The 13,061-nt window shown below is 38.7% G+C and carries 12 protein-coding genes; 2 read left to right on the top strand and 10 right to left on the bottom strand.

The window, feature by feature from the left end; all coding sequences use genetic code 11:
* Nucleotides 1-4: 4 nt before the first annotated feature.
* Nucleotides 5-1,249: an acyl-CoA dehydrogenase family protein gene (locus tag MMY79_RS08020; protein ID WP_252612839.1), complete on the bottom strand. Its 1,245-nt coding sequence runs from the start codon at nt 1,247-1,249 to the stop codon at nt 5-7.
* 88 nt (nt 1,250-1,337) lie between these two features.
* On the opposite strand from MMY79_RS08020, the gene MMY79_RS08015 reads away from it, so the two are divergent.
* Nucleotides 1,338-2,258, top strand: a complete 921-nt coding sequence (locus MMY79_RS08015) for a LysR family transcriptional regulator (protein WP_252612837.1) — start codon at nt 1,338-1,340, stop codon at nt 2,256-2,258.
* Between the two features lie 42 nt (nt 2,259-2,300).
* Complete coding sequence (pcaU, locus tag MMY79_RS08010; RefSeq protein WP_252612835.1) at nt 2,301-3,113, top strand: IclR family transcriptional regulator PcaU; 813 nt, start codon at nt 2,301-2,303, stop codon at nt 3,111-3,113.
* A gap of 92 nt (nt 3,114-3,205) precedes the next feature.
* Here the strand turns inward: pcaU and MMY79_RS08005 are convergent, their stop codons facing one another.
* The 9 genes from MMY79_RS08005 to pcaG form a co-directional block, all read right to left on the bottom strand.
* Nucleotides 3,206-4,072 (bottom strand): MBL fold metallo-hydrolase, encoded by an 867-nt coding sequence (locus tag MMY79_RS08005; protein WP_252612834.1) that lies wholly within the window; start codon nt 4,070-4,072, stop codon nt 3,206-3,208.
* A gap of 4 nt (nt 4,073-4,076) precedes the next feature.
* Entirely contained in the window at nt 4,077-4,490 is a 414-nt protein-coding gene (locus MMY79_RS08000) for a DUF6691 family protein (protein ID WP_013197677.1), read from the bottom strand.
* Between the two features lie 4 nt (nt 4,491-4,494).
* Nucleotides 4,495-4,908 (bottom strand): YeeE/YedE thiosulfate transporter family protein, encoded by a 414-nt coding sequence (locus MMY79_RS07995; protein ID WP_174766254.1) that lies wholly within the window; start codon nt 4,906-4,908, stop codon nt 4,495-4,497.
* 135 nt (nt 4,909-5,043) lie between these two features.
* Entirely contained in the window at nt 5,044-5,502 is a 459-nt protein-coding gene (locus tag MMY79_RS07990; protein ID WP_080645698.1) for a DUF6438 domain-containing protein, read from the bottom strand.
* Between the two features lie 650 nt (nt 5,503-6,152).
* Nucleotides 6,153-8,582 (bottom strand): glucose/quinate/shikimate family membrane-bound PQQ-dependent dehydrogenase, encoded by a 2,430-nt coding sequence (locus MMY79_RS07985; protein ID WP_252612832.1) that lies wholly within the window; start codon nt 8,580-8,582, stop codon nt 6,153-6,155.
* 81 nt (nt 8,583-8,663) lie between these two features.
* The gene (locus MMY79_RS07980; protein ID WP_252612831.1) at nt 8,664-9,983 is read right to left on the bottom strand and encodes a carbohydrate porin; all 1,320 of its coding nucleotides are present in this window, start codon (nt 9,981-9,983) and stop codon (nt 8,664-8,666) included.
* Between the two features lie 69 nt (nt 9,984-10,052).
* Nucleotides 10,053-11,507 (bottom strand): right-handed parallel beta-helix repeat-containing protein, encoded by a 1,455-nt coding sequence (locus MMY79_RS07975; protein ID WP_252612830.1) that lies wholly within the window; start codon nt 11,505-11,507, stop codon nt 10,053-10,055.
* Between the two features lie 19 nt (nt 11,508-11,526).
* Complete coding sequence (gene aroD / locus MMY79_RS07970; RefSeq protein WP_252613481.1) at nt 11,527-12,354, bottom strand: type I 3-dehydroquinate dehydratase; 828 nt, start codon at nt 12,352-12,354, stop codon at nt 11,527-11,529.
* Between the two features lie 69 nt (nt 12,355-12,423).
* On the bottom strand, nt 12,424-13,053 hold the full coding sequence (gene pcaG, locus MMY79_RS07965; protein ID WP_252612828.1) for a protocatechuate 3,4-dioxygenase subunit alpha: 630 nt from the start codon (nt 13,051-13,053) through the stop codon (nt 12,424-12,426).
* Nucleotides 13,054-13,061: the final 8 nt, after the last annotated feature.

Here is a 13,061-nt window from a genome sequence, read left to right as displayed (position 1 = left end):
AAACTTATACTTTCTTATGACGACCGAAATAACCACGTTTGGCCAACTCTAATTTGGCAATCATGCCTTTATGTACTTCATCCGGACCATCGGCTAAACGTAAACTGCGTGCTTGAGCAAAGAAACCCGTTAATGGTGTATCTCTTGAAACACCCGCACCGCCATGTAGCTGAATCGCCATATCGACTACTTTTTCTAAAACACTCGGAGCGACCACTTTAATTGCAGATATTTCTGTTAAAGCAGCCATATTTCCTAAAGTATCCATTTTATAAGCAGCATACAAGGTTAAAAGTCTGGCTTGATCTATAGCTACTCGCGCATCGGCTACACGCTCAAGGTTTCCACCAAGTTTTAAAATTTCTTTTCCAAACGCCGTTCTAGACATGCCTCTATCAATCATAAGTTCTAGAGCTTTTTCAGCAGCTCCAATACAGCGCATGCAATGGTGAATACGCCCTGGCCCTAAACGACCTTGTGCGATTTCAAAACCTTGCCCCGCTCCACCAATAAAGTTTTCAAGAGGTACTCGAACATTATTAAAATGAACCTCACCATGTCCATGTGGTGCATCGTAGTCACCAAACACAGGTAACATACGTTGAATTTCGACACCCGCCGTATCAATCGGTACTAAAACCATAGAATGTTGATGATGGCGGTCTTTAGTTTCATCTGGAGTATGTGCCATAAAAATAATGACTTTAGCATTTGGGTCACCTAAGCCAGACGACCACCATTTTTTACCATTTAAAACAATTTCATTACCCTCTATGAGTGCAGTCGCTTGCATATTGGTTGCATCGCTTGACGCAACATCAGGTTCAGTCATACAAAAAACAGAGCGAATTTTTCCGTCCAATAAAGGCTCTAACCATTGTTGTTTTTGCTGCTCACTACCATAGCGCCATAACAATTCCATATTTCCAGTGTCTGGTGCATTACAGTTAAAAACAGTAGGTGCCAATAAACTACGACCAGTTAATTCGGCTATGTGCGCATATTCTTGAACACTTAGTCCTGCACCCAACTTTTCATCGGGTAAAAACATATTCCAAAGACCAGCTTGTTTAGCTTTAGATTTCAGAGTTTCTAAAAGCTCGGGCCACTGCCACTTTTTCCAGTTTCCATCTGGATTTAACTCGTGAACTTCTTCCCAAAATTTTGCTTCGACAGGTTCTATTTCTTCTTGAATAAATTTTCTTGTTCGCCCTGCAAAATCCTGAGCTTTCTTTGAGAGTTCAAACATTCTTTTTCCTTTACATCATTATCTGGTCTTTACATCAACATAACTTGAAACTTAATATGAATGAAATGATTTTATTAAATAACACCTCATGAATAATATTCATAACCTACATGGCCTAGACTTAAGTTTTTTTCACCGGATTGATATCAACTTATATCCGCTATTTATCGCAATTTATGAGCAAAAAAGTATTTCAAATGCAGCAAGTAGCCTCAATATTACTCAGTCAGCCGCAAGTCATGCTTTACAACGATTACGTCAGCAACTTGAAGATGATGTATTTATACGTGTAGGTAATAAAATGTCTGCAACGCCTTTTGCAGAACAGATTTACCCGACTGTTAAGCAAGCACTTTTAACGATTCAAAATATTAGTCAGCAGAAACATGTTTTTGATCCAACCAGTTTAAAAAGCTTAAAAATTGCCGTTCATGATGAGATTGAACCGATTATTCTTCCAAGGCTTGCTCAACATTTTCAAAATCTTAATTTAGATTTACAGTTTGTAAGCATGAAGCTAGATCGAAAACATATAATGGCGGACTTGGCGACGCAGCAGCTCGATTTTGTCATTGACCTAGAACAATACTTATCTCCAAAAATTACCTTTGACCATTTGGTAACAGATGAGTTCGTCATTTGCAGTCAACTTAAAGAAGTCGATTTATCAAATTATATTAGTGGTCGACACATTGGTGTTTCATCACGCCGTACGGGCGCTTTGCTTGAAGATATTTATTTAAACCAACATCAAAAAATTTCAAGAAATGTATTTATGCGCTGTCAAAACTACTCAACGGCGTTACAAGTTCTGGCAGCTCAAGCCAACGCAATATTGACCATGCCACGTATGATTTTGCAGCATTTATCTTATAGTCCTGAAATTTGCTTACATTCTCTGCCTTTTGAGATAACCAATATTAAAATGGGTATGTTTTGGCACGAAGATTTAAGGGATAATTTAAGACATCAATTTTTGCGACATGAAATTATTAAACTTTTTCAGTAAAGCAAATTGATCTACTAAGCTTCTATCGTACAAGGACCAGTAATGAGTAAAGATGAACGGATAATCCAGAATCAGGACAACAAAAAAACGATTCGTCATGAAGATTACATTGCTGGCATTGGTAAAGGCATGGCTATTTTAGATAGCTTTAGCAGTAATCAACATCGTTTAAATATTTCTATGGCTGCCGAAAAAACCGGACTTACCCGAGCGGCTGCAAGACGCCATTTACTAACTTTAGAATATTTAGGTTATCTTGAGTCTGATGGCCACTATTATTATTTAACTCCGAAAGTTCTTAAATTTTCAGGAGCTTATTTAGGTGCAGCTCAGCTTCCAAAAGTTTCTCAGCCTTTATTAAATCTATTAACCAACCAAACCTCGCTGATTTATTCGGTGATGGTACTTGATGGTTATGAAGCCATTACCATTGCACGTAGTGCTGCCCACCAACAAACTGACCGTGTAAACCCATATGGTTTGCACTTAGGTAACCGCCTGCCTGCTCATGCGACCTCGGCAGGTAAAATTTTACTGGCACATTTAAGCCAACAAGAACAACTCGACTGGCTTCAAAAATATCCTCTTCAACGTTTAACTAAATATACGCATGTCGAAAATGATAAATTTTTAGAGTTACTTAATGAAATTAGAGAACAAGATTGGTGTTATTCACGTGAAGAACACGAATTAGGCGTTCATGCGCTCGCCGTACCCATTTATGGACAAGACTTTAAAGTTGTTGCAGCTTTAAATATTGTCTCTCCGACCATGAAAACAACTGAAGAATATTTAGTTCAACACATTCTGCCTTTATTGCAAGAGACTTCGCGGGACTTAAGACAAGTTCTTTAAATCTTACTTAGGCTATTTTGATAGGGTAATTTTTTTATTTGCTTAGGCTATTTAGAACATGAAAATATCCAAAATAAATGCTTAGGCTATTTCTAGAAGTAGTTGAAAGGAATTTTCAAATAACGAATGCCGTTTGATTCTGTCTCCGGAAAGTTTCCACCGTTCATATTAATTTGAATTGAAGGCAGAATTAATTTTGGCATGGCCAAAGTTGCATCTCGTTCTTGGCGCATTTTGATGAATGAGTCCTTGGAAACTCGTCGATTTAAATGAATATTGCTTTGCTTTTGAGTTCTAATATCTGTTTGACAGACATATTCATCGCGGCCTTCGGGTTTATAGTCATGGCATAAAAACATGCGCATGTTGTCAGGAAGTGTATAAAGTTTTTGTACCGAATCATAAAGTGCAGCAGCACTTCCTTTAGGAAAATCGCATCTCGCTGAGCCATAATCGGGCATAAATAAAGTATCACCTACAAAAACAGCATCGGCAATCACATAACTCAAGCAAGCGGGTGTATGCCCTGGTGTAGGAATGTTATAGGCTTCTATATCCCCTATTTTGAAATGTTCATGATCTTCAAACAAATAATCAAAAGGTTGATTTTCATTGAATTTCTTAAAATCAAAATTATAAATAGCGGAAAATGTTTCTTGGATGATTGAAATCTTTTGACTAATTGCGATGTCACCACCCAATTTAGATTTTAGATATTGGGCAGCAGTCATATGGTCGGCGTGGACGTGGGTTTCTAAAATCCATTGCACTTTAAAGTTTTGAGCCAAGACATAATCGACAATCAGATCAGCATTGGTTGTTTTTGTAGTCGCTGAAGCTGCATCGTAGTCAAGCACACTATCAATAATAGCGCATTGACGAGTCGCTAAATCCGCAACAACATAGCTAAAAGTATTGGTGTTTTCATCAAAAAAATCTTTTACTAGAGGTTGTTGCATAGGTTTAATTTCCTTTATTTAAGACTCGGTAAATAAACATTCCTAATAACATGGCCACAATAAAATACAGCGCTTCAAAATGTCCTAATCCGATAAGTGTTAAAGCGGGCGCTGGACATATCCCTGCTATTCCCCAGCCTATACCGAAAATAAAAGCACCAACAATTAACCTTTGGTCAATCTGTGTATTCATTGGTAATTGAATTTTCTCATTAAAAAGCGTTTTAGGACTTTTTATAGCCTTTTGAAATGGAATAAATGCCACAGCAATCGCGCCTAACATCACAAACATTAAGCTAATATCCCACTGCCCAAAAATATCTAAAAAACCTAATACTTTTTCAGGATTAGACATGCCAGAAATCATTAAACCCAATGAAAACAAACCACCAAATATAAAAGCAAAAATGTTTTTCATAAGATTATCCCAACACATGACGAATGATATAAACGGTTAACATGCCAGCAAACATGAAAACTGCTGTCGCTATCATCGAGCGTTTTGATAGCCTGCTCATCCCACAAATGCCATGACCACTTGTACAGCCTGATCCTAGCCGTGTTCCAAAGCCAACGAATACACCTGCTAAAATAAGTGCAAATGTATTGGCTTTAATTTCAATTTCAGGCTGATAAAAATAACCATATATGAAAGGTGTAATCACAAGTCCTGCAACAAACCAAAATGCAGAACTTTTAAACGTATCTTTGGTGGGATTAATGATTTGAGCAAGCAACCCACTAATTCCAGCGATACGACCATTTATATATAAATATCCAACTGTTGCGATGCCGAGTAACAAACCACCCAAAAAGGCATAGACAATATTTGACATATAACCACTCTTAACAATATATGTTTTTATAATATGTATTATACGCTGATTCTTTTAGAAATACTTTAAATAAAACTTTTAAGTATATAATTCTTCTTAACAAGAAAAAGCCCCAAAGTTCTGGGGCTTTTATCATTAAATTAGATCTTTAATGCCTAATTGTTCAGGCAATTTTTCCATGACTTTATTCAATCTATTATTTGCAGGAGACATACAACCTGTGTAATGGCTTAATTTTGTTTCCGTGCCATTTGGTTGAATCCATGAAATGTAATAGCTAGACATATCAGTTGCCGTTTGCTGACAACCCGCAGTTTTAGATTGTGTACCTGTTTCAGGACGATAAGCTTTTAGATCATCTGCAAGTTTTTTATAATCTTTTACGCTACCTTGAATTTCTTTAACACCGATAGCTTTAGTATATTGCTTGCCTTCAAAACGAATTAAACCCGTAGGTGTTACTTCTACAGAATAAATTGGGCATGCACCAAAGCATGGACTAGAAGCATAACGAATTGTCTCTTGTGTATTCGGTGCCTGCTGAACAGAAGCACAACCCATCAGAGCTAAACCAGATAAAGTTGCAAGAACCAAAAATCTCATCGTATCACCTATTATTATCAAGTGGCTTTAATTTATCAAATCATACACTTTTTGTCATTAACGACTATTTTATGTGATTGTTTTCATTAATTCATACAGTACAATACTTAGGCTATTTCTATAATAATCCAATATTCTGATTTAAATCACATAAAAAAAGGCCCATCTTTCGATGAGCCTTAAGCCAATAAAAGCTTAAATTCCTGAAATACAAATTATTACTGGGTAGTAATAACCTGCGATGACCATTCTAGCGTAATGCTATAAATTATATAAATATAATATAAATATATATTTACGCTTGTTTTTTCAGCAAAAAAATCCTACTTTTCAGGTCTAAAAAGTCAATAATGTTTATTTCTAATTAAAATTCACAAATTTAAGTTAAACAAAACTTAATAAACAAAGAAGATTTATTTATAGGTAAAACATTGTGAAAAATATCTAATCATTCGGCCACATCTAGGGTCCAAGCATTATTAATCTTAAGAATATTTTAAACTTTGCAATAAGTTAAAGCACTTTTTTACTATTTGGTAAAGCTATCTTATTAAAAAAATAGAACTTACCAATGCACTTTAATACAAAAAATATATTAAAATTAAAGGCAAAAGAGAATTGCTCCCTTTTGCCTTATTTAATTATTGTTCTAAGCTATAAGCGACTACATAATCACCATGATCAGGCGACTGGCGAGCTCCACCTGCCGTAACAACCACATATTGTTTACCTGTTTTAGGTGAAACATAGCTTATTGGAGTTCCTTGGCTGCCTACTGGCATGCGTGATTTCCACAGTTCTTTACCTGTAGATGAATCAAATGCACGTAAGTAGTAATCTTGTGTTGCAGCAAAGAAAACCAAACCACCTTGAGTTGCCATCGGCCCGCCAATTGTTGGCATACCGATCGGTGCTTTTAAGCCCATCTTAATACCCATAGGTCCTGTATCTTCAACCGTTCCTAGCGGTACTTGCCATGCAACTTGACGAGTTTTCATGTCAATTGCCGTCATCGTACCAAATGGTGGTTTCTGACAAGGAATACTTAGAGCCGACATAAAGCGGTTTTTATTCACTTTATACGGTGTACCTTTCATTGGTACAGCACCCATACCCGTATTTACTTTTTCTCCACCACTCGCCTGAATCTTAATATCTTCAGGAGTCTGTTCCATTAATTGAACCCATAAGCCAAGGCGCATATCGTTCACGAACATATAACGATGAGTCGGATCAAAAGCAATGCTACCCCAGTTCATGCCACCCAAAGAACCTGGGAAGCTTAATGAAACGTCAGTACCCGGTGCAGTAAATAGACCTTCGTAACGCATTGACTTGAAGTTAATACGGCACATGAGCTGATCAAACGGCGTTGCACCCCACATATCTGATTCAGTTAAAGTCTGATTACCAATTTGAGGCATTTCAACTGAACGTGGTTGAGTTGCGCTGTATTGCTCACCCGGAATATTGGCAGGCTTAACTGGCTGTTCAATCACTTTAGTCAGTGGTTTACCAGTTACGCGGTCAAGCACAAAAAATTGACCTGATTTGGTTCCAATCACAACAGCTGGTTTCGTCGTACCATCTTTTAATGGGAAGTCGACTAGACTCGGTTGCATTGGTAAGTCAAAGTCCCATAAATCGTTATGAACAGTTTGATATACCCACTTTTCTTTACCTGTTGTCGCATCAAGTGCCAAAACAGAAGTATTGTATTTATGATCTAACGGATTACGGTTACCACCCCAAATGTCGACAGATGAGCTACCCATAGGTAAGAACACCGTATTCATTTGCGGGTCATATGACATTGCAGCCCAAGAGTTTGCCGAACTACGTTTATAAGTTTCACCCGGTTTAAGCACATAGTTAGGATCTGGATTACGTGCGTCAAATGCCCAGCGAAGTTTGCCAGTAATGACGTCATAACCACGAACAACACCACCCGGCATATCTGCTGCTACGTTATCAGCAATACGGCTACCCACTACAATGGTTGTTCCAGCAATAGTCGGTGCAGAAGTCACTTCAAAACGTGGAGCTTTAGTTCCAGCTCCCAGACCTTCTAACAGATCAACCGTTCCATTAACACCAAAATCAGCACAGCGCTGACCGTTATCTGCATTGACCGCAATTAAACGACCATCAGGTGTATTGGTATATAAACGACGCGGACATGCCGTATTGGCTGCAACTGTAGTTATTGCGTTTGCACCAACCAAAGTTGGTTGTACAAGTGGTTTGGTCGAATCAAAGTATGCAACCCCACGGCAACGCTCCCAAGCATCAGCTTTAGAGTTCACTTCAGCTTTCCAGAGTTGTTTACCCGAGTCAGCATCTATCGCAAAAATGTTGTTATGTGGTGTACATAAAAAAACTTTATTTCCAACTTGTAATGGGGTCATTTGGTCTTCAGCACCATTACCACTACCCGTTGTAAAATCACCTGTTCTAAAACGCCAAGCTTCTTTTAGTTTATGAACGTTATCTCGATTAATTTGATCGAGAGCAACAAAGCGACTACCACCTGCATCATTTCCATAATTTTCCCAATTCACCTGTTTTTTAGCAGGGTCAACTGGTACTAAAGGTAGCTTTTCACCTGAACTTGCTACTGTTGGATGCGGTTGGAACATTTGATAAAACGCAATCAACATACCGATAACAACTAACCCACCAACTGCATAAGATGAAGATGCCAAGCTAGTTTGAAATTGGTAACGTCGAATTGAAGGCAAGGTAAATAACAATGCGGCAAAAAGACCTGCAGGAAACATTAGCCGAGAAAATAATGGCCAAAATTCCCATCCAGCATCAACAAATGACCAAATTACGGTGCCAACAAAAACAGCCGCAAAAATCCAGACACCAAGTGCCTTTTTACGAAAAATACTAAATGCAGAAATGGTGATTAACAGTCCTGCAACTAGGAAATACCAAGATCCACCTAATGAAACTAGCTTTCCACCGCCTACGATGTAAAAAACACCAGTAGCCAATAAAACTAGGCCTAATAGAAAACACCATATTTTGAATAAGATATGAAACTTAGAATCTGACTCAGACATAGATCCTACTCCACATATACTGAACACAATAGTTCAAGCATTTGGGCCAGTTAAACCATGTCTAACCAGCCATCAATATTGTTAAAAATTGACTTTCACGCTTAAGCCCGCGACCCAAGCATCATCGACTGCTTTTACACCAGCAGGTTGATGGATATATTGAATGTTTGGACGTAACATAACGGCCGGAGACCATTGATAGGTATAGTTCAACTCAACGTTTAATTCGTCGTCTTGGATTGGAATATAGTCAGATGCAATCGCATCATAGCTATAATATCCACGACTTTCGTTAGTTGCGATTTGCTTATCTTTAGCACGATCATTGACCACATAATTGGCAATACCAAACCCAATCGAATCATTTGGACGGCTATCAAATGGCCCCTTATACCAAAGTGCAAGTTGTTGCGTACTTTGTACAAAGGTGGTTGCTTTATCGTTCACCACACCGTTCAAACTTACATATAAACCGCGTTTAGGGTCTTCGCCTTTATGCGTAAGTTGTTGTTGTGCATTAACCCAGAAACTTTGTTTTCCATCATGAACCTTACCCGCTGTTTTAATATCATTCGCTTCTGCGGTTGAGTACAGCGCACCTACTTTATATTCACCTGGTAAACCATTAAAAGCAGCGAGTTTTGGTTTCCATGCGAGCTCAACAGGTATAGTTGCACCCTTCACGTTGTTCATATCCAGATTAAAACCATCACTATTCGATTCGGTTTTAATGTTGTCTGGGTTTACTTCATAAACACCGACACCCAAAGTCCACTCAGGCGCAAATTGATATTTAACGTTTGCAGCCCAGACACCAACTGGTGAGTTGTACCAAATTGAACCAATTGATTTTCCTAACTGCCCACCACAAAGCAATAAGTTCTGAAACTCACATTGAGAACTATTGAAGTCTTCTGACATGCCCATACGGCCAACTTTGGCCTGTACGGTATTATCAGCGAAGCCTTTTTTGATCCATGCTTGGGATAAGCGCCAGATTTTACCGCGGCCATAAATCTCTTGAGCATTACCTAATTGGCTAGAACGTGGATCTTTAATACGCTCGAGAGTTAGTGCATTTCCGTCACGTTTAGTCACGACTAAACTGGCTGTTGTATCTTTCCACCCAGCAATCTTTTCTAAATCGAAGTTTGCACCTAAAGAAAGTTGTGCAGCATTTTCAAAAGTATTGCTGTCGTTGTAACCACCATCTAAATTTGTGGCGGCTTGGCTCATGATAGAAGCTGTAAATTTATAACCCTGTTGCTCTAACTGCTGGCGTTCACCATTCCAGTCGCCTAGCAACCATTGACGGTCTTGTGACCAAGGCTCATTAGCAAGTGTAAATTGGCTGCCTAATACAGCGATTGTTAACACACTCAATTTCATTATATTTGGCATTTCAAGTCCCTTTTATCATTTCTATATTTCTATGCTGCGCCTCAGTTTGAGGCGCTTCCCTTATTGTTATTATTTAGTTTGTACGGCTGAACTAAGTTCAGACGTCGCTCCAAAGCGATCAGTGATATTCGCTGTAATTGAAGCAACTTTTACAGTTGGTTTCCAATTCAGTTTTGCATTGCCTTCAGCATTTGTAGCAACGGTAACAGCTCCTAAATATTGCTCAGCTTCTTTTGATGCAGCATTTTGATTTCCAAAGAACTCAACTTGATAGCGTTGGTTTGGTAAACCATTAATTTCTACAGTAACTGAGCCTTTAGTAGCGGTTAACTTAGGTGCTTTAATGCCCTGATTCGGCTGAACATTACAGTTTTGTTGATTTGGTTGAGTACATGTTTTTTGTTGTTTAGATGGATCAACAACTACACCGCCGCCACGAGAACCGACAAAACCTTCATGCTCAAGTGCAGGTACACCAAATACAATTGCACCTAAACGCTGATTTGGTACACATGAACCGCCAGCTTCACAGCGTTTAATATCTTTACCATTGTCCCAAATCAGGTTTTTAGTCAATGTAATTTTTGCGTTTGCATCTTTTTCGGAGCGTATAGCAACACCGATACGGTTACCATGTACTCTATTGCTATCAAGAATGTTGCCATCACCCGTCATGTTAAAACCAATCGAGTTATTGGTCATTTCGTTGTAAGCGATATAGTTACGCTTGCCCCAGTTAATCTGTAAGCCATCCGAATAGTTTTCGAATTTATTACCAACTACGGCATTGTCATTACCCCACAAAATTTCAATACCTTGTGATGGCTCTGGGTTAGCTTTTGTTGAAACAAAATGGTTATTCGCAATTAAGTTAAACGCAGCGCCACGTGTCATCTCTAGACCATCACCATTGTCTTGGAAGATGTTGTCTAAAACCTTATTATTATTGGTCGTGGTTGCAGTTGGGTTACCTTGTCCATCATCACCAGTAAGCATGACACCAGCACCACCGTAGTTATTACTAATACGGTTATGTTGAATAAGGTTATTGCTTGAACGGTTAACCAATACACCAATACAGAAACGATGAATATCTAAACCTTTTAAAGTGACATTGTTGACGTCACGTAGTACCAAGCCCGGTAAGGTCATGGTACGTACATTAGTTCCGTATTGTTCAGGGTTTGCACCAGGGCAAGCTTTTGCCCCTTCACCTTTAATATAATTTGAACCATCAATTGCGATATATTCACCGGTTTTATCCCATTCGGTACCAATGATTTTGACGGGTGCTTTAATTTCAGGAAGCGCGCTGTTTAATTTGATTGCATAAGGTGCTTTGCCTACAGCCTGAATCAAAATTTCGCTTGCTTCGCTTGAATTTGCATTGGCTTGTTCAATTGCCCAGCGTAAAGAACCTTTATTGCTATCGTCTTGATAACGGTCAACAACATAAGTTTGTGCCGCGGCCATTCCTGAAACCATCAAACCTAATGCAAGAGTAGTTAAACGTAATGTATTCATTTCATCATGTCCTTATGATTTATGGGTTTGTTGGTTGAACGATTTTTAGAATCTGTTTGAGCTTGGTCACATCAATTTGGCCCGGTGCTGACGCCTCGCCAATCATGCCAAAACTATAACTTCCCCCCATATTGGCTGTGGCAACACGAGAAATCGTACCTAATTGCCCCATCGACATCGTCAACAATGGTTTAGTGGTTTGCTGACTTACTTTTAAAGTCGCGTTCATTAAAGTGAAAACGTCTTGTTTAGATTTTGGCATTACGGCAATTTTTAGAATATCTGCGCCCATTTGATCTTGTTTTAACAAGCGTTTTTCAATTTCATCTTGGCTTGGTGTTTTTTGGAAGTCATGATTAGACATCACCACTAATACTTTCTTTTGATGTGCTTTTTGAACAATCTCTGAAACTACTTTTTGATCACGGAACATTTCAACATCTAACCAGTCCATGAACGGATTTTTTAAATAAGCCTGATATGTCTTGCCATAATCAGCATCGCTAATTTCAAGCTGACCGCCTTCGTTTTTGGTACGAATTGTGGCAATCATTGGTTTATTGCCTAAAATCTTTTTCAATTCATGACCCAAGGCAATCACTTGTTTTGTATCACTCGCAAAACTGAGTAAATCGATACGAAACTCTGCCAAATCAGCATCTGCTGTATTTGCAATGACTTGAGCTTGCGCTAAAGCTTGTTCTTTGGTTTTTGCTGTAATCGGAACAATTGTTTTAACAGCTGTAGTCGCAGATTGTGTTTGAGTAGCTAAAGCAACAGGTTCAGCATTTGCCTGTGCTGTAAAAAATGGGAGTGCAAGCAAACTTAAGCTTAATAATGTTTTCATGTTCATATCATTCATCCTAAAAAAGGCTACACGCATCCATGGCCGATCATGTGTAGCCTTAGGTACTTCTTAAATATCAAAAAATACAGTTTCGTCATCGCCTTGAATACGAATGTCAAAGCGGTAAACAATTTCACCATTTTCTTCAAAGCGTTTTGCAATAAGAGTTTGGCGACGAGGTGCCCATTCAATGCTATTTAGAATTGCATCATTGCCATTTGCTTCGGCTTCATCTTCAAAATAAACACGTGTGTGAAGACCTAAGTTAATACCGCGAGCGAAAATCACTAATGCAATATGAGGCGCCTGAGTTGAACCTTTGCGACCTGCTGTAGCACCCGGCTTAATTGTATTGAAGCTCCAGATACCTGTTTCAAAGTCAGCACCAGTACGGCCCCAACCCTGAAATGCAGGATCAGCTTTTTGCTCACGCGTATCTGCCTGACTTGGGTAAATACCATTCGCATCGGCTTGCCAAATCTCGATCAGCACGTCGCGCAGCGGTAAACCTAATCCGTCAAATACTTGACCTTCAAGACGAATACGCTCGCCTTTAGTTTGGTCTTGTACTAACTGGTTATTAAAGTTGTTTTCAAACACTTCAATATTTGCTTGTTGTGGCAATAAACCAATGTGGACGTAAGGACCACCTGTTTGAGATGGAGTTTCTTTTAATTCCTGAAAATTCCAGTTATTCATGCTCGTGC

The organism is Acinetobacter sp. XS-4, assembly GCF_023920705.1.
In the GTDB taxonomy this organism is placed as follows: Bacteria; Pseudomonadota; Gammaproteobacteria; order Pseudomonadales; family Moraxellaceae; genus Acinetobacter.
Note: the sequence above shows the minus strand (reverse complement) of the source record. Positions and strands in the feature narration are given on the sequence as shown.